Origin of the sequence: Streptomyces sp. NPDC001507 (assembly GCF_042894765.1) — a bacterium.
GTDB lineage: Bacteria > Actinomycetota > Actinomycetes > Streptomycetales > Streptomycetaceae > Streptomyces.
On sequence record NZ_JBIAVV010000001.1, the window covers coordinates 44,326 to 60,079 of the forward strand.

The window sequence follows — 15,754 nt, forward strand, 5'->3', positions numbered from 1 at the left end:
GCGGACCACCACTACCGCTCCGCACTGGACCTGCACGCGCGGGGAACTGCGCGACCAGCCCCCACTCAGCCGCACCCGGCCGACGGCCCGCCCTGCCCCTACGGCGCTTCCCGGCCCCGGAACGCCTCCGCGTCCCAGCTTCCGTCCAGCCGCGGCGACAGCCAACTCGGCGCCACCGCACGGAAGTCGGCGGGGGAGAGGGCGCCCGCCCCGGCCGGCAGCGCACCCAGCAGCGGCGCCCCGGCCACCTCCGGCAGGTCGGCGACATTGCACCGCGACGCCAGATCGGGGGAGTCCGGCCAGCTGCCGATCACCACGCCCAGCAACTCCAACTCCCGGCGCCGCAGTTCACGGGCCGTCAGCTCGGTGGTGTTCAGCGTGCCGAGCCCGGCCGACGCCACCACCAGCACCGGCGCGTTCAGCAGCCGGGCCGCGTCCGCCAGTGTGCCGCCCGCCGCGTCGAACCGGACGAGCAGCCCGCCCGCACCCTCGACCAGCACCAGCTCGTGCTCGGTGGCCAGCTTGGCGGCGGCCTCGGCCACGTCCTGCGGCCGCACGGCGGCCAGCCCCGCCCTGCGGGCCGCCGTGCCCGGTGCCAACGGCTCCGGGAAACGGGCGACTTCGGCCGCCGTCACGGCACCCGCGAGCCGCGCGACCTCGTCGGCGTCCCCGCGCTCGTCGGGCCGTACCCCCGTCTGCGCGGCCTTCAGGACCGCCACCGAGCGGCCCGCCGCGAGCGCGGCGGCGGCGACCGCGGCCGTGGTGACCGTCTTGCCGACCTCCGTGCCCGTCCCCGTGATCACCAGGATCGGCATGCTCATCCCTCCCGCGCGGCGGCGCACACCGCGCGCGCGATCCGTGCCACGTCCGCGTCACCCGTGACGTACGGCGGCATCGTGTACACGAGGTCGCGGAACGGGCGCAGCCACACGCCCTCGCGCACGGCGGCGGCCGTGGCGGCCAACATGTCGACCTCGTGGTCCAGCTGGACCACCCCGATGGCGCCGAGGACCCGGACGTCCCGGACCCCGGCGAACTCCCGGGCAGGTGCCAGGCCCTCCCACAGCCCCGCCTCGATCCGCTTGACCTCCGCGAGCCAGTCCTGGCCGAGCAGCAGCCCCAGCGACGCACAGGCGACCGAGGCCGCGAGCGGGTTGCCCATGAACGTCGGCCCGTGCGCCAGCACCGGCACCTCGCCCCGCGAGATCCCGTCGGCCACCCGGGGAGTGCACAGGGTCGCGGCCATCGTCAGGTAACCGCCGGTCAGCGCCTTGCCGACGCACATCACGTCCGGGGTGACGGCCGCGTGGTCCGCCGCGAACAGCGCGCCGGTGCGCCCGAAGCCGGTCGCGATCTCGTCGAACACCAGCAGCACGTCGTGCGCGTCGCACGCCTCGCGCAGCACCCGCAGGTAGGCGGGGGAGTGGAAGCGCATCCCGCCGGCGCCCTGCACCACCGGCTCCACGATCACCGCGGCCAGTTCGTGCGCGTGCCGTTCGATCGTCGAGCGCAGCTGCTCGGCGTAGGACTCGTCGTACTCCGCCGGGGGCGCGTCCGCGAACACCTGGCGGGGCAGCACGCCGGACCAGAGCTCGTGCATCCCGCCCTCGGGGTCGCACACCGACATCGGCTGCCAGGTGTCGCCGTGGTAGCCGCCGCGCCAGGTCAGCAGGCGCTGCTTCGCGGGGCGGCCGAGGGAGCGCCAGTACTGCAGGCACATCTTCACCGCGACCTCGACCGACACCGATCCCGAGTCGGCGAGGAAGACGTGCTCAAGGCCGGCCGGCGTGATGTCGACGAGGAGCTTCGCCAGCCGGACGGCGGGCTCGTGGGTGAGCCCGCCGAACATCACATGGCTCATCCTGCCGAGCTGGTCGTGCGCGGCCTCGTTGAGCACCGGGTGGTTGTAGCCGTGGATCGCCGACCACCAGGACGACATCCCGTCGACCAACTCGCCGGAGCCGTCCGCGAGCCGCAGCCGGACCCCGCTCGCCGACTCCACGACGAGCGGTTCGGCCCGGCCGGGCATCGGGCCGTACGGATGCCAGACGTGCCGGCGGTCGAGCGCCAGCAGCTCGGGGACGCCGAGGCCGGGCTCAGGCATTGGGCGCGAGATCCGTTCCGGCGCCCCGGCGGCGGACCGCGACCAGGTCGGTGCGCGGTTCGTTGACGGCCGGGACGGCCGCACCCTCGGCGGCACCTTCATGGGAGCCGCACACCGAGCCGCAGCCGTCCTCGGCGTGGGATCCGCACCCGGCGCCCTCGGCCCCCTGCGACCCGCAGCCGCCCCGGACCTCGGCCCGGTGCTGCGGCAGCGTCACCTCTTCGGCGCCCTCCACCGTGAACCCGGCGTCCGCGATCATCTCCAGGTCGGCCTGGCCCGCCTGACCCTCGGTGGTCAGGTAGTCGCCGAGGAAGATCGAGTTGGCCAGGTGCAGCGCGAGCGGCTGCATGGTGCGCAGATGGACCTCGCGGCCGCCCGCGATGCGGACCTCCACGTCCGGGCAGACGAACCGCACCATCGCCAGGATGCGCAGGCAGCGCTGCGGGGTGAGGTTCCACTCCTTGGCCAACGGGGTGCCCTCGACCGGGATCAGGAAGTTCACCGGAACGGAGTCCGGGTCCAGCTCGCGCAGCGAGAAGACCACGTCGACCAGGTCCTCGTCGCTCTCGCCCATGCCGGCGATCAGGCCGGAGCAGGCCGACAGGCCCGCCGCGTGCGCCTTGTTGACCGTGTCCACCCGGTCGGCGTACGTGTGGGTGGTCGTGATGTCCCCGTACGTCCCCTCGGACGTGTTGAGGTTGTGGTTGTAGGCGTCCGCGCCCGCCTCGCGCAGCCGCTCCGCCTGGCCGTCGGAGAGCAGGCCGAGGCAGGCGCACACCTCGACGCCCTCGTTCTGCTCCTTGATGGCCTTGATGGTGCCCGCGACCCGGTCCACGTCCCGGTCGGTCGGACCGCGCCCGCTGGCCACCAGGCAGACCCGCTTGGCGCCCCCGGCCAGGCCCGCGGCGGCCGCCTTGGAGGCCTCGTCGGGTTTCAGCCAGCTGTACTTCAGGATCCCGGTGGAGGAGCCCAGCCGCTGCGAGCAGTAGGAGCAGTCCTCGGGGCACAGGCCCGACTTGAGGTTGACCAGGTAGTTGAGTTTCACGCGCCGGCCGAACCACTGCCGGCGCACCTTGCCGGCCGCGGCCACCACGTCGAGCACGTCGTCGTCGGAGGTCGCCAGAACGGCGAGCGCTTCCTCGCGGGTCGGCAGCTCGCGCCGAAGCCCCTTGTCCACCAGCGTGTTCAGCAGGTCCATGAGAGCCGATCCTGTACTACGAGGCTGCTCTGGGCCAAGGAGAGTTTGCACAACCCTGTCAGTTCGACGTGTGGGTATTGCCACACAGTGGGCGCCTGATGATCCCGCTAGGGTCTGTCCACTGCCTACAAATTCACCGGAGGGGCCATGGCGTTCGGCTGGATCGACGAACAGGCGGAACAGCGCCGCCGCGCCGGACTCGTACGGACCCTGCGCCCCCGCCCCGCCGACTCGCCGCTGCTGGACCTGGCGAGCAACGACTACCTCGGCCTCGCCCACCACCCGGAGGTCGCCGAGGGTGCCGCCGGGGCGGCCCGGACCTGGGGCGGCGGCTCCACCGGCTCCCGGCTGGTCACCGGCACGACCGAACTCCACACCGAGCTGGAGCGGGAGCTGGCCGGATTCTGCGGGTTCGAGGCCGCCTTGGTCTTCTCCTCCGGTTACGCGGCCAACCTCGCCGCCGTCACCACGCTCGGCCCGCACGGCTCCCTGATCGTCTCCGACGCCCTCAACCACGCCTCCCTGATCGACGGCTGCCGGCTGGCCCGGGGCGCCACCCAGGTCGTCGGACACGCCGACCCGGACGCCGTGCGCAAGGCCCTCGGGACGCACGAGGGGCCCGCCGTGGCCGTCTCCGACACGGTGTTCTCGGTCGACGGGGACGCGGCACCGCTGGCGGCGCTCGCCGAGGCGTGCCGGGAGCACGGCGCCGGGCTGCTCGTCGACGACGCCCACGGGCTCGGGGTGCTCGGGGACGGCGGGCGGGGCGCGCCGTACGCGGCCGGGCTCTCCGGGGCCGACGACGTGGTGGTCACGGCGACCCTGTCGAAGTCGCTGGGCAGCCAGGGCGGGGTGGTGCTGGGGCCGGCCCGGGTGATCGACCACCTGGTCAACGCGGCCCGGACCTTCATCTTCGACACCGGTCTTGCCCCCGCCGCGGCGGGGGCGGCGCTGGCTGCCCTGCGGCTGCTGCGCCGCGAGCCCGCGCGTGCGGCGCGGGCCCGGGAGGTGGCCGCGGAACTGCACGCACGGCTGACCGCCGCGGGTCTGGAAGCGGTACGTCCGGACGCCGCGGTGGTCTCCGTGCGGGCCCCGTCCCCGGAGCAGGCCGTGCGGTGGGCGGCCGACTGCCGGACGGCAGGCCTGGCCGTGGGCTGTTTCCGTCCGCCGTCGGTGCCGGACGGCATCTCACGGCTCAGGCTGACCGCCCGTGCGGACCTCTCCGGGGCCGAGATCGAACGCGCTGTACGTGTGATCGGCAAGACACGACCATGAGTCGGCGTGACACGGCCGGGCCTGGCTCGCGAGCGGATACGGAGTCGGGAACGGATGGATGTGAGTCTGATCGATCTCGTGCGTGTCCGGTCAGACTCTTCTGGGGCTGATCAGTCGGCGAATGCCGCCGTGAAACCCGCCCAGCTCTCGGGGGAGAAGAGCAGTGCGGGTCCGGCCGGAGCCTTGGAGTCGCGCACGGCGAGCAGTCCGGCCGACGGGCCGGAGCGCGGCCGTGCCGTCTCCACGCAGTTGTTCGCTCCGGTGCTGTAGCTGCTGCGCAGCCACCGCAGTCCGTGCAGATCAGCACTTGAAGGTACGTTCCGAGGCAGTGCAGTCATGGTGCCTCCTTACGCGCCGTCAGCTATTGCGGCGATGTAATCCAACGAGTCCTCGGGCGAAAGGGCGTGGATCCGGAGCGTGTCGAAGGCCTCCGTGTAGGCCTGGAGGTCTTCTTTCCGCTCCAGGTAGAGGCTACTCGTCAACTGGTCGATAACAACCACGTCCAGATCAGAAGTGCTCGGAAATGAGAAGATTACGAAAGGTCCGGTGATGCCGATATGCGCTCCGGCCGCGAACGGCAGCACCTGGAGCCGTACTTGGGGCAGCCGGGCCGCCTCCACCAGCCGCTCCAGCTGCCGTGCCATCACACCGGGACCGCCCACCTCCCGGCGCAGCACCGCCTCGTCCAGCACCGCGCTCAGCTCCAGCGGCGGATCGTTTCGCAGCACGTCCTGCCTGGCCAGGCGCACCTCCACCAGGGTGTCCAGGGAGTCGTCGGCGCGCCCGTCCATGGCCGCCCGGGTCACCGCGCGCGCGTACTCGGGGGTCTGCAGCAGCCCCGGTACGACCAGGGTCTCCAGCGTGCGCATCGTGCCGGCCTGTGACTCCAGGCTGATGAAATCGCGGTAGGCGGGCGGCAGGACCCCACGGTAGGCGTGCCACCAGTGGTGCCGGCCCGCCGTGTCCTCCGACCCCGCCAACACCAGGAGCAACTCGCGTAGTTGGCCCTCCACCACGCCGTAGGCGTCCAGAAGTAACCGCACATCGGCCGGTTTCACACCGCTGGCGCCGGTCTCGATCCGGCTCACTTTCGACTGATGCCAGCCCACCAGACGGGCGGCCTCACCGCTCGTGAGGCCGGCGCCGGTGCGCAGTGTGCGCAGTTCGGCGCCCAGTTTCCGGCGGCGTACCGCGGGACCGTTCTGCATGGGCTACTCCTTACTCCTTCCGAGCCGCCCAAATACGGTCTGAGGTCGCAGAGTTCACCGCTTCGAGCGACAGATATATGCATATCTTGGTGGATCGCTCCCCGTGACCGGCCCGGTAATGGCAGTCTGGCGAAGAAGCACCAGTCCGGGACCGTACTCGAACCATCCGCTCCGTGTCGGACTCCGGTCCCGAGGAAAGGGACGACGTCGCCATGGCAGACCACCAGGAAGCATCCGTCACCCTGCCGAGCGATCCCGCCTCGGTCTCCGCCGCCCGCTCCTACGTGCTGGACACCCTCGCGGAGTGGGGACTGCCACCGGAGACGGAGACCGCGGACACCGTCCGCCTCATCGTCTCCGAACTCGCCACCAACGCCGTGCAGCACACCTTCGGGCAGTCACCCACCTTCACCGTGGACCTCGTGCTCGACCGCGACGAACAGCTGAGCATCGGCGTCACGGACAGCCATCCGCGCTTCCCCAAAAGACTCCCCGCCGCGGTTCAGCAGGACAACGGGCGCGGCATGGTCATCATCCGCTGGCTGACCGCGGAGTGCGGCGGCAAACTCCGGGTACGGCCCACCCGGGAGGGCGGCAAGACCGTCTCCATCGAACTGCCCTGGACGGTCCCGGCGGGCACCGTCACGGCGGCCGGCCAGCAGGAACCGTAGCCCTGAGTTCCTGCCGGCCGGCCGACGCGGGAACGGGTCAGCTGACCCGGCCGTACCAGACGCTGCGCGTCCAGATCTTCTGGAGCTTGACCACGTCCCCGGTCTTCGGGGCGTGCCAGATCTTTCCCTTCCCGGCGTAGATGCCGACGTGGTAGACGCTGGACCCCGAGTGGAAGAAGACCAGGTCCCCGGCCTTGCGGTTGCCGGCCGAGATGTGACGGGTCTTGTTGTACTGCTGGGCCGCCGTACGCGGCAGGGTCTTGCCCGCCTTCTTGAACGAGTACAGCGTCAGCCCGGAGCAGTCGAACCTGTTCGGTCCGGTGGCGCCCCACCTGTAGGGCGAGCCCTTCTTCGAGGCGGCGATCTGCAGTGCCTTCGTCGCCATCGTGGCGGCCGAGGCGTCGGAGGCGACACCCGGTATCACGATCGAACCGCCCACGGCGGCGATGGTCAGTGCCGAGGCCGTACCGGCCCGGGCCATCAGCGACGGAACACGATTGAGCGCAGTCATGCGCAACCCTTCGTCAGCCGCCTGTGAAGGATGACCTGTCGGATTCGGGCTGGCGAAGTTGCCCGGCCGTGTCGCCACGGCTTCACCCCAAGGGCTGCTCGGCCCGGTCATGGCGCGACCGTGCCGGCGACCCGTCGTGCTTGGGTCCTCCACTCCTGCCGATGCACTTCTGTCGACGGGTCAATCCGGGCGGCGGCAGGACTCGGCGTCCGCCCGGACCGCCCCGCCGCTGTGGCGAGGGCTTGTCGTCAGACAGGGATCTTCACTCACGGGTGTCCGAAAATCCCAACGGAACCGGGGATTTGTGGGGTTACTCACCACCCACCCGTTCGGGTGGACAGCCCTGTGTTCGATTTTCCGTCAACTGCCCTGCGTAGCCCCGGACCTGCGCGGAAGCCGCCCGCGGGCACCCCCGCACAGGCAACCCGAGCGGCTTCCCCGGTCGGGTAAAACCACGCCACGCTCCGCCGAACGGCGGTAACCCCTTTGGGTCGTTTCGACTCCGCCCCGTCCGTCCCGTCGACGGCACGGACCGGAGTCCGGCGGGTGTCACCGTACGCAGTCGGGCGGGAGTACGACGCGAGCGGTCCGGCGCTCGCCGTCGAGCACCCGCAACGCGCGTGCCAGCGTGTCGCCGTGGAGCTCCGTCTCGCCCCGCAGATGCATCAGGGCCAGGGCGTCACGCAGCTCGGACGCCGCGCGTACCAGCGCCTGCGCGGCGCGCAGCCCGCGGTAGGTGTCCTCGTTGCGCGCCGGATTGATCCGGCCCAGTAAATCCACCACGTCCAGATAACGGTCGATCAGCTCGCCCTCGGCGCGGGTCAGCGCGGGCAGCGGCGGCAGCTCCGGCGGCAGCATCGGCCGCTCACCCCGCGTCCGGCAGGCCGGGCAGCGTCCGGCGGGTCGGCATCACCCGGTCCACCAGCCCGTAGGCCAGCGCCTGCGGCGCGTCCAGGACCAGGTCCCGCTCCAGGTCCTGGTGCACCTGTTCGGCCGTACGCCCGGTGTGCCGGACGAGCATCCCCTCGACCATCACCCGGACCCGGTCCAACTCCGCCGCCTGGATGGCCAGATCACTCGGCTGGCCCATTACCGGTTCCGGCAGCGACGGCTGCTGCAGCACGATGCGCGCGCCGGGCAGCACGGACCGCTTGCCCGGTGTGCCGGCCGCCAGCAGCACCGCGGCCGACGCCCCGGCCTGCCCGAGGCAGACCGTCTCCACGTCGCAGCTCACGTACTGGACCGTGTCGTAGACCGCGGCCATCGCGCTGTAGGACCCGCCCGGGGAGTTGATGTACAGCGAGATGTCCCGCTCCGGAGCCGCGTACTCCAGATACATGAACTGGGCCATCACGTCGTTGGCCGAGACCTCGTCGACGGGCGTGCCGAGGAAGACGATCCGCTCCTCCAGCAGCTTCGAGTACGGATCCAGGGTGCGCTGCCCCGAGGTCGTGCGTTCCGTGAACTCGGGCAGGACGTAGCGGGCGGACGGTCGGGTCATGGCGTACCCCTCCTCGCGACTGAGGCAGCCCGGGGGGCCGGGCTCTCTGTTGAAAATGTACAGGACGTACAGATCATCGAGAGGGGATTCCGCTGTCACCGAACAAGATGTGATGTCCGGGGTGCCCCGTAAGCTGGGTTCATGGCCTACGAGATTCCGGTGACCCAAGCCAGGGCTGAGCTCGCCGAACTGATCAACAGGGTGGTGTACGGCGGTGAGCGCGTCGTCGTGACGCGCCACGGCAAGCCGCTGGTCGCCCTCGTCTCCGCCGCCGACCTCGAACGCCTCGAAGAGCTCCCGGAACCGGCCGAGGAGCACGTGGACCACGTCGTCAGCTCGGTCTCCACGGTCCGCGAGACCGCCGCGGCCCGCCCCGAACGCGGCCGCTTCGGCATCGCGGCGGAGCACCGGGGGGCCGCGGGCTCCTGAACAGGCGACGCCCCTGAGGGAGCGCCCCCGAAGGGGCGCGAGGAACTGCGCGACCAGCCACGACGGCGCTGCGGACGAACAACTGCGCATCGTGGCACCCCTGGTTGAGCACCCGGTACGTATCAGGACGCGTCCCGCCGAGCTGCTCCTGCGCCCCCCGGACCATCCGGGTGAGGGCCGTTCAGGTGTCATGGGCCCGCGGGCGGCCTCCGGCGCGGTGAGACGCGCCTCTTCTCGCCCCCGCCGTGAGGCCCATGCGCCGGTCATGAAGTGATCAAGGTCCGGTTAACGTCGCCGAAACTCCGGCGAACTAGCCTGCCGATCCACGCCACCTGGGGTTTTCCCAGCCGGATCGGGTCCGTGAGCCCAATTCGTCGCGGTGGCCGCGGCAACCGGGCCCCGCACGGTCCGGAGCGAGGACTGTGAGGTGGGACGTGCAACTGACCCCGCACGAGCAAGAGAGGCTGCTGATCCACGTGGCGGCCGACGTGGCCGAGAAGCGCCGGGCCCGCGGGCTCCGGCTGAACCACCCCGAGGCGATCGCCCTCATCACGTCGCACATCCTCGAAGGCGCGCGGGACGGCCGAACCGTCGCCGAACTCATGGCCTCCGGGCGCAAGCTGCTCACCAGGGACGACGTCATGGAGGGCATCCCCGAGATGATCCACGACGTCCAGGTCGAGGCGACCTTCCCGGACGGCACCAAGCTCGTCACCGTCCACGACCCGATCGTCTGAGGAGGCCGCCGATGATTCCCGGAGAGGTGCTCTTCGCCGACGGGCCCGTCGTATTCAATGCGGGCCGTGAGGTCACCCGGCTGACCGTCCTCAACGCCGCCGACCGGCCCGTCCAGGTCGGCTCCCACTACCACTTCGCCGAGGCCAACCCCGGACTGGAGTTCGACCGCGACGCGGCCCGCGGCAAGCGGCTGAACGTCGCCGCCGGCACCGCCGTCCGCTTCGAGCCCGGCATCCCGGTCGACGTCGAACTCGTCCCGCTCACCGGCGCCCGGGTGGTCCCCGGGCTGCGCGGCGAGACCGGAGGTGCCCTCGATGCCTGAGATCTCCCGGGCCGCCTACGCCGACCTGTTCGGACCGACCACCGGTGACCGGATCCGGCTCGCCGATACCGACCTGATCGTCGAGATCGAGGAGGACCGATCCGGCGGCCCCGGACTCGCCGGGGACGAGGCGGTCTTCGGCGGCGGCAAGGTCATCCGCGAATCCATGGGCCAGTCGCGTGCTACGCGCGCAGACGGCACCCCCGACACGATCATCACCGGTGCCGTGATCATCGACCACTGGGGCATCGTCAAGGCCGACATCGGCATCCGCGACGGCCGCATCACCGGCATCGGCAAGGCCGGCAACCCCGACACCATGGACGGCGTCCACCCCGACCTGGTGATCGGCCCCGAGACCGAGGTCATCGCCGGCAACGGACGCATCCTCACCGCGGGCGGTGTCGACGCGCACGTCCACTTCATCTGCCCGCAGATCGCCGACGAGGCGCTGGCGGCCGGGATCACGACGCTGGTGGGCGGCGGCACCGGGCCCGCCGAGGGCTCGAAGGCGACCACCGTCACCCCCGGCCCGTGGCACCTCGCCCGGATGCTGGAGGCGATGGAGCAGTACCCGCTCAACATCGGCTTCCTCGGCAAGGGCAACACCGTCTCGCACGAGGCGATGCTCTCCCAGATCCGCGGCGGGGCACTGGGGCTGAAGCTGCACGAGGACTGGGGGTCGACCCCGGCCGTCATCGACGCGGCCCTCACCGTCGCCGACCGGACCGGCATCCAGGTCGCCATCCACACGGACACCCTGAACGAGGCGGGCTTCGTGGCGGACACCCTCGCCGCGATCGGCGGGCGGGGCATCCACGCGTACCACACCGAGGGCGCGGGTGGCGGGCACGCCCCGGACATCATGACCGTCGTCTCCGAACCGCACGTGCTGCCGAGCTCGACCAACCCGACCCGGCCGTACACGGTGAACACCGCCGAGGAACACCTCGACATGCTGATGGTGTGCCACCACCTCAACCCGGCGGTGCCGGAGGACCTGGCCTTCGCCGAGTCGCGGATCCGGCCGTCGACCATCGGGGCCGAGGACATACTCCACGACCTCGGCGCGATCTCGATCATCTCCTCCGACGCACAGGCCATGGGGCGGGTCGGCGAGGTGATCCTGCGGACCTGGCAGACCGCGCACGTGATGAAGCGGCGGCGGGGCGCGCTGCCGGGCGACGGGCGGGCCGACAACCACCGGGTACGGCGCTACGTCGCCAAGTACACGATCAACCCGGCGCTCGCACAGGGGCTGGCCCGCGAGATCGGCTCGGTCGAGACCGGGAAGCTCGCCGACCTCGTGCTCTGGGAGCCCGCGTTCTTCGGGGTCAAGCCACAGGTCGTCCTCAAGGGCGGCCAGATCGCCTACGCGCAGATGGGCGACGCCAACGCGTCGATCCCGACGCCCCAGCCGATCCTGCCGCGCCCGATGTACGGCGCGATCGGTCGGGCGCCGGCCGCCAACTCCTTCAACTTCGTCGCCCCGCTGGCGATCGAGGACGGCCTGCCGGAACGGCTGCAGCTCGGGAAGCGGTTCGTCGCCATCGAGTCGACCCGTGGGGTGACCAAGGCGGACATGCGGGAGAACGACGCGCGCCCGCACGTCCGGGTCGACCCCGACAGCTTCGCCGTGCACATCGACGGGGAGCTGGTCGAGGCGACACCGGCCGCCGAACTGCCCATGGCCCAGCGTTACTTCCTCTTCTGAGAGCGGGTGGGTGCGGTGTCCCGTGCAGCGTTGCTGGTGCTGGCCGACGGCCGTTTCCCCGCCGGAGGGCACGCGCACTCCGGCGGGGCGGAGGCGGCCGTCAAGGCCGGCCGGATCACCGGGGCCGCGAGCCTGGAGGAGTACTGCCGGGGGCGGCTGCACACGGCGGGGCTGGTGGCGGGTGCGGTCGCCGCGGCTGCGGTACTGGGCGCGGACGTACGGGAGCTGGACGCCGCGGCCGACGCGCGGACGCCGTCGGCCGCGCTGCGGGGCGCTGCGCGCAGGCTCGGGCGGCAGCTGCTGCGGGCCGCGCGGGTGGCCTGGCCGTGCGCCGAACTCGACGCCCTGGCCCGGGAGTTCCCCAAGGGAGCGCATCAGCCGGTGGTGTTGGGGGTGGTGGCCGGGGCGGCCGGGCTCTCGGCTCAGGACGCGGCGTACTGCGCGGCGTACGAGTGCGTGAGCGGGCCGGCGACGGCGGTGGTGCGGTTGCTGGGGCTGGATCCGTTCGAGGCGACGGGGGTGCTGGCGCGGCTGGCGGGGGAGGTGGACCGGGTGGTCGACCGGGGGGTGGAGGCGGCGCGGGGGGTGGTCGGCGGGGCTGGGGTCGAGGCGTTGCCTGCGGCTTCGGCGCCGTTGATGGAGATCGGGGCGGAGTGGCATGCGGGGTGGGCGGTGCGGTTGTTCGCGTCGTAGGGGTTTTCCCGCCCCCGCCGCCCCTACCCGTCCCGTCCTGCAGGGGGTGGGCCCCCTGCGACCGCCCGTTTCGGGGGCTGCCGCCCCCGGACCCCCGCATCGGCCTGCGGCCTCGTCCTCAAACGCCGGACGGGCTGGAGGATGGGGGCGGGCCGGTAGTTGTCCGCGAGGGGCGGGCGGGCTGAAACGCAGAGCTTGTTGAAAAGGAGCCGAATATGCATCTCGACCACGATCACCGGCACGGTCCGGCTGCGATCAGTGCCGACGCCCGGCGGCTCGACGGGTCCCGCCGTGCCCTCCGCGTCGGGCTCGGTGGGCCCGTGGGGTCCGGGAAGACCGCCACTGTCGCCGCGCTGTGCCGGGCGCTGCGGGCCGAGTTGTCGCTCGCCGTCGTCACCAATGACATCTACACCCGCGAGGACGCCGAGTTCCTGCTCCGGGAGGCGGTGTTGCCGCCGGAGCGGATCGCCGCCGTCGAGACGGGGGCGTGTCCGCACACCGCGATCCGGGACGACATCTCGGCCAATCTGGAAGCCGTGGAGGACCTGGAGGACGAGGTCGGGCCGCTGGACCTCATCCTCGTCGAGTCGGGCGGGGACAATCTCACCGCCACCTTCTCCAAGGGGCTCGTGGACGCGCAGATCTTCGTGATCGACGTGGCGGGAGGGGATGACATCCCGCGGAAGGGCGGGCCGGGGGTGACCACCGCCGATCTGCTGGTCGTCAACAAGACGGACCTGGCGCCCTACGTCGGATCGGACCTGGCGCGGATGGCCGCCGACGCCAAGGCGCAGCGGGCCGAACTGCCCGTCGTCTTCCAGTCGTTGCGCAGTGAGGCCGGCGTCGCGGAGGTGGCCGCGTGGGTGCGGGAGCGGCTCGTGGCGTGGGCCGTATGACGGCGACGGGCGTACGCGCCGTCGCTCGGATCGTCGCACGGGACGACGGGCGGGGCGGTACCTCGCTCCCGGTGCTGGAGGGCGAGGGGCCGCTCGCGCTGCGGCGTACCCGGGGGAGCGGGCCCGAGGCCCGGGTGATGGTCGTCGGGGCGATGAGCGGGCCGCTCGGCGGGGACCGGTTCGGGATCGAGGCCCGGGTCGAGGAAGGGGCCCGGCTGTCCGTCGGGTCGGCCGCCGCGACCATCGCCCTGCCGGGGCAGGGGAAGGAGGAGGCGCGCTACGACGTGCGCCTCGATGTCGCCGACGGCGGTGAACTGCGGTGGCTGCCGGAGCAGTTGATCTCGGCCAAGGGGAGTGAGCTGTGCGTGACGACCCGCGTCGAGGTCGGCGCGCGGGGGCGGCTCGTGGTGCGTGAGGAGCAGGTGCTCGGGCGGGTGGGGGAGGAGCCGGGGCGGCTCGGCAGCCGGCTCACCGTGCGGGTGGCCGGGAGGGCCGTGCTGGATCAGGAGCTGACCTGCGGGCCCGGGGCGCCGGGCGGCTGGGACGGGCCCGCCGTGCTGGCGGGACACCGTGCGGTCGGGCAACTCGTCGTCGTACGACCGGAGTTCGCGGAGCACCCGGTGGGGGCGCGGATGCTAGGGGAGGAGGCCGCGCTCACTCCGCTCGCCGGGCCCGCGGTGTTGGTGAGTGCGGTGGCCGGCGATGCGCTGCGGCTGCGCCGGGTCCTGGACGAGGCGTTGGCCCAATTGGGCGGTTGATCGCTCAGCGGGACCTCGACGTCCGGTTATCGGATTGGTAAAGACGGCTGTTGGGCCCTGTTCTCAGGGACCTCACAGCCGGAAGGATCTCCCCTGACCATTCGCCATGATGTACGGGGAGGGGCCCACTTGAGGGACAACTTCAGATCGAGGAGCCGGACGCTGGCGCTCGGTTCGGCCGGAGCGCTCGTCACGGCCGGCCTGATCGCCGGTGCCCTCGCGGCACCCGCCGCCGGCGCCGAGGCCCGGCACGGCGGCCAGGACCGCGCGCAGCAGGGCGCGGCGATCGCCGCCGCACGGGCCGCCAAGGCCGGGATCGACTGGGCCGACTGCCCGGCCGACTGGGCCCTGACCAAGCCCGTCCAGTGCGGCTGGGTCAGCGTGCCCCTCGACTACACCGAGCCCTACGGCAAGCAGATCAGGCTCGCCGTCGACCGAATAGGCAGCACGGGCACGCCGGCGGAGCGCCAGGGCGCGCTCGTCTACAACCCCGGTGGCCCCGGCGGCTCGGGCATGCGCTTCCCGCTCCGGGTCACCAACAAGAACCCCCTGTGGGTCAACGCCTCGAAGGCGTACGACTTCGTGGGCTTCGACCCGCGCGGCGTCGGCCACTCCGCGCCCATCTCCTGCGAGGACCCGCAGGAGTTCGTGAAGGCCCCCAAGGCCGACCCGGTGCCGGACACCGAGGCCGACAAGACCGCACAGCGGGGGCTCGCCGAGCAGTACGCGGACGGCTGTGCCGAGCGCACCGGCCGGGCGATGCTCCAGCAGATGACCACCGCGAACACGGCACGCGACCTGGACGTCATCCGGGCCGCGCTCGGCGAGCAGAAGCTCAACTACCTCGGTGTCTCCTACGGCACCTACCTCGGCGCGGTGTACGGGACGCTGTTCCCGGGCCACGTGCGCCGGATGATCGTCGACAGCGTGGTCAACCCGTCACGGAAGAACATCTGGTACCAGGCCAACCTGGACCAGGACGTCGCCTTCGAGGGCCGCTGGAAGGACTGGGAGGACTGGGTCGCCGCGCACGACTCCGCCTTCCACCTGGGGACCACGCGGGACGCCGTCCAGGCCAAGTGGCTCCAGCTGCGCGCCACCGGCAAGGCGAACCCGATCGGCGGGGTCGTCGGACCGGCCGAGCTGATCGGCTTCTTCCAGAGCGCGCCGTACTACGACTCCTCGTGGATCCCGGTCGCCACGGTGTTCGGCAAGTACTTCGCCGGTGACACCCAGGCCCTGGTCGACGCGGCCGGCCCGGACCTGACCGACACGGCAGGCAACATCACCTCGGAGAACGGCAACGCCGTCTACACCGCGGTCGAGTGCACCGACGCCAAGTGGCCCACCAGCTGGCGGAAGTGGGACCGCGACAACACCGAGCTCAACAAGCAGTACCCCTTCATGACCTGGGCCAACGCATGGATGAACCTGCCCTGCGCCACCTGGCCGGTCAAGCAGCAGACCCCGGTGAACGTCAAGACCCACAAGGGCCTGCCGCCGGTGCTGATCGTGCAGTCCACGCGTGACGCCGCCACCCCGTACGCCGGCGCCGTCGAACTGCACAAGCGCTTCAAGGGCTCCCGTCTCATCACCGAGCAGGGCGCCGGCTCGCACGGCGTGACCGGCCTGGTCAACCCGTGCATCAACAGCCGCGTCGACACCTACCTGCTCACCGGCACGCTGGACGGCGCGGACGTCACCTGCACCCCGCACGCCACCCCGCAGCCGTAACC

At 71.8% G+C, this 15,754-nt stretch carries 18 protein-coding genes and 1 riboswitch; of the genes, 10 read left to right on the forward strand and 8 right to left on the reverse strand.

The features are described from left to right. Positions 1–98 precede the first annotated feature (98 nt). Genes bioD through bioB form a run of 3 tightly spaced genes read right to left on the reverse strand, consistent with a single transcriptional unit; the run spans position 99 to position 3,302 of the window. On the reverse strand, positions 99–815 hold the full coding sequence (gene bioD, locus ACFY0K_RS00225) for a dethiobiotin synthase (RefSeq protein WP_390638820.1): 717 nt from the start codon (positions 813–815) through the stop codon (positions 99–101). Between the two features lie 2 nt (positions 816–817). After that, the gene (locus tag ACFY0K_RS00230) at positions 818–2,104 is read right to left on the reverse strand and encodes an adenosylmethionine--8-amino-7-oxononanoate transaminase (protein WP_390637870.1); all 1,287 of its coding nucleotides are present in this window, start codon (positions 2,102–2,104) and stop codon (positions 818–820) included. Next, positions 2,097–3,302 carry a biotin synthase BioB gene (gene bioB, locus ACFY0K_RS00235; RefSeq protein ID WP_390637871.1) on the reverse strand — a complete coding sequence of 402 codons (1,206 nt, stop codon included), beginning with the start codon at positions 3,300–3,302 and terminating at the stop codon, positions 2,097–2,099. The genes ACFY0K_RS00230 and bioB overlap by 8 nt, the downstream gene beginning before the upstream one ends. A gap of 147 nt (positions 3,303–3,449) precedes the next feature. On the opposite strand from bioB, the gene ACFY0K_RS00240 reads away from it, so the two are divergent. Continuing rightward, positions 3,450–4,577 carry an 8-amino-7-oxononanoate synthase gene (locus ACFY0K_RS00240; RefSeq protein WP_390637872.1) on the forward strand — a complete coding sequence of 376 codons (1,128 nt, stop codon included), beginning with the start codon at positions 3,450–3,452 and terminating at the stop codon, positions 4,575–4,577. A gap of 110 nt (positions 4,578–4,687) precedes the next feature. Here ACFY0K_RS00240 and ACFY0K_RS00245 read toward each other — a convergent pair whose 3' ends face one another. Continuing rightward, on the reverse strand, positions 4,688–4,915 hold the full coding sequence (locus tag ACFY0K_RS00245) for a DUF397 domain-containing protein (RefSeq protein WP_390637873.1): 228 nt from the start codon (positions 4,913–4,915) through the stop codon (positions 4,688–4,690). Positions 4,916–4,924: 9 nt separating this feature from the next. Next, on the reverse strand, positions 4,925–5,785 hold the full coding sequence (locus ACFY0K_RS00250; protein ID WP_382724777.1) for a helix-turn-helix domain-containing protein: 861 nt from the start codon (positions 5,783–5,785) through the stop codon (positions 4,925–4,927). Positions 5,786–5,997: 212 nt separating this feature from the next. Here ACFY0K_RS00250 and ACFY0K_RS00255 point away from each other — a divergent pair, with 212 nt between their 5' ends. Next, on the forward strand, positions 5,998–6,456 hold the full coding sequence (locus tag ACFY0K_RS00255) for an ATP-binding protein (RefSeq protein WP_390638821.1): 459 nt from the start codon (positions 5,998–6,000) through the stop codon (positions 6,454–6,456). A gap of 37 nt (positions 6,457–6,493) precedes the next feature. Here ACFY0K_RS00255 and ACFY0K_RS00260 read toward each other — a convergent pair whose 3' ends face one another. From ACFY0K_RS00260 to ACFY0K_RS00270, 3 genes are all read right to left on the reverse strand, one after another. Beyond that, positions 6,494–6,967 carry a C40 family peptidase gene (locus tag ACFY0K_RS00260; RefSeq protein WP_351955699.1) on the reverse strand — a complete coding sequence of 158 codons (474 nt, stop codon included), beginning with the start codon at positions 6,965–6,967 and terminating at the stop codon, positions 6,494–6,496. A 3-nt stretch (positions 6,968–6,970) separates the two neighbouring features. After that, a riboswitch (cyclic di-AMP (ydaO/yuaA leader) is annotated at positions 6,971–7,155 on the reverse strand. A 361-nt stretch (positions 7,156–7,516) separates the two neighbouring features. Then, the gene (locus ACFY0K_RS00265; RefSeq protein ID WP_093505863.1) at positions 7,517–7,825 is read right to left on the reverse strand and encodes a hypothetical protein; all 309 of its coding nucleotides are present in this window, start codon (positions 7,823–7,825) and stop codon (positions 7,517–7,519) included. Between the two features lie 7 nt (positions 7,826–7,832). Further along, entirely contained in the window at positions 7,833–8,468 is a 636-nt protein-coding gene (locus ACFY0K_RS00270; protein WP_390637874.1) for an ATP-dependent Clp protease proteolytic subunit, read from the reverse strand. Positions 8,469–8,609: 141 nt separating this feature from the next. Between ACFY0K_RS00270 and ACFY0K_RS00275 the strand changes: the two genes are divergently transcribed. From ACFY0K_RS00275 to ACFY0K_RS00310, 8 genes are all read left to right on the forward strand, one after another. After that, positions 8,610–8,897, forward strand: coding sequence for a type II toxin-antitoxin system Phd/YefM family antitoxin (locus ACFY0K_RS00275; RefSeq protein WP_390637875.1), 288 nt, complete (start codon positions 8,610–8,612; stop codon positions 8,895–8,897). Positions 8,898–9,331: 434 nt separating this feature from the next. After that, on the forward strand, positions 9,332–9,634 hold the full coding sequence (locus tag ACFY0K_RS00280) for an urease subunit gamma (RefSeq protein ID WP_037672587.1): 303 nt from the start codon (positions 9,332–9,334) through the stop codon (positions 9,632–9,634). A gap of 11 nt (positions 9,635–9,645) precedes the next feature. Beyond that, the gene (locus tag ACFY0K_RS00285; RefSeq protein ID WP_351955696.1) at positions 9,646–9,957 is read left to right on the forward strand and encodes an urease subunit beta; all 312 of its coding nucleotides are present in this window, start codon (positions 9,646–9,648) and stop codon (positions 9,955–9,957) included. Then, entirely contained in the window at positions 9,950–11,671 is a 1,722-nt protein-coding gene (locus ACFY0K_RS00290) for an urease subunit alpha (RefSeq protein ID WP_351955695.1), read from the forward strand. Before ACFY0K_RS00285 ends, ACFY0K_RS00290 begins: the two co-directional genes overlap by 8 nt. Positions 11,672–11,686: 15 nt before the next feature. After that, on the forward strand, positions 11,687–12,364 hold the full coding sequence (locus ACFY0K_RS00295; protein WP_390637876.1) for an urease accessory protein UreF: 678 nt from the start codon (positions 11,687–11,689) through the stop codon (positions 12,362–12,364). A 215-nt stretch (positions 12,365–12,579) separates the two neighbouring features. After that, positions 12,580–13,260 carry an urease accessory protein UreG gene (ureG, locus tag ACFY0K_RS00300; RefSeq protein WP_390637877.1) on the forward strand — a complete coding sequence of 227 codons (681 nt, stop codon included), beginning with the start codon at positions 12,580–12,582 and terminating at the stop codon, positions 13,258–13,260. Beyond that, a complete protein-coding gene (locus tag ACFY0K_RS00305) occupies positions 13,257–14,018 on the forward strand; it encodes an urease accessory protein UreD (protein ID WP_390637878.1) in 762 nt (253 codons plus the stop codon). Before ureG ends, ACFY0K_RS00305 begins: the two co-directional genes overlap by 4 nt. Before the next feature lie 129 nt (positions 14,019–14,147). Beyond that, positions 14,148–15,752, forward strand: a complete 1,605-nt coding sequence (locus ACFY0K_RS00310; RefSeq protein ID WP_390637879.1) for an alpha/beta hydrolase — start codon at positions 14,148–14,150, stop codon at positions 15,750–15,752. The last annotated feature ends 2 nt before the right edge of the window (positions 15,753–15,754 follow it).

Coding starts and splice junctions, on each gene's coding strand:
- ACFY0K_RS00275 (WP_390637875.1), top strand. CDS start 8,610: ATGGCCTACGAGATTCCGGTGACCCAAGCCAGGGCTGAGCTCGCCGAA.
- ACFY0K_RS00240 (WP_390637872.1), top strand. CDS start 3,450: ATGGCGTTCGGCTGGATCGACGAACAGGCGGAACAGCGCCGCCGCGCC.
- ACFY0K_RS00255 (WP_390638821.1), top strand. CDS start 5,998: ATGGCAGACCACCAGGAAGCATCCGTCACCCTGCCGAGCGATCCCGCC.
- ACFY0K_RS00245 (WP_390637873.1), bottom strand. CDS start 4,915: ATGACTGCACTGCCTCGGAACGTACCTTCAAGTGCTGATCTGCACGGA.
- ACFY0K_RS00285 (WP_351955696.1), top strand. CDS start 9,646: ATGATTCCCGGAGAGGTGCTCTTCGCCGACGGGCCCGTCGTATTCAAT.
- ureG (WP_390637877.1), top strand. CDS start 12,580: ATGCATCTCGACCACGATCACCGGCACGGTCCGGCTGCGATCAGTGCC.
- ACFY0K_RS00230 (WP_390637870.1), bottom strand. CDS start 2,104: ATGCCTGAGCCCGGCCTCGGCGTCCCCGAGCTGCTGGCGCTCGACCGC.
- ACFY0K_RS00250 (WP_382724777.1), bottom strand. CDS start 5,785: ATGCAGAACGGTCCCGCGGTACGCCGCCGGAAACTGGGCGCCGAACTG.
- ACFY0K_RS00265 (WP_093505863.1), bottom strand. CDS start 7,825: ATGCTGCCGCCGGAGCTGCCGCCGCTGCCCGCGCTGACCCGCGCCGAG.
- ACFY0K_RS00290 (WP_351955695.1), top strand. CDS start 9,950: ATGCCTGAGATCTCCCGGGCCGCCTACGCCGACCTGTTCGGACCGACC.
- ACFY0K_RS00305 (WP_390637878.1), top strand. CDS start 13,257: ATGACGGCGACGGGCGTACGCGCCGTCGCTCGGATCGTCGCACGGGAC.
- ACFY0K_RS00260 (WP_351955699.1), bottom strand. CDS start 6,967: ATGACTGCGCTCAATCGTGTTCCGTCGCTGATGGCCCGGGCCGGTACG.
- bioB (WP_390637871.1), bottom strand. CDS start 3,302: ATGGACCTGCTGAACACGCTGGTGGACAAGGGGCTTCGGCGCGAGCTG.
- ACFY0K_RS00270 (WP_390637874.1), bottom strand. CDS start 8,468: ATGACCCGACCGTCCGCCCGCTACGTCCTGCCCGAGTTCACGGAACGC.
- bioD (WP_390638820.1), bottom strand. CDS start 815: ATGCCGATCCTGGTGATCACGGGGACGGGCACGGAGGTCGGCAAGACG.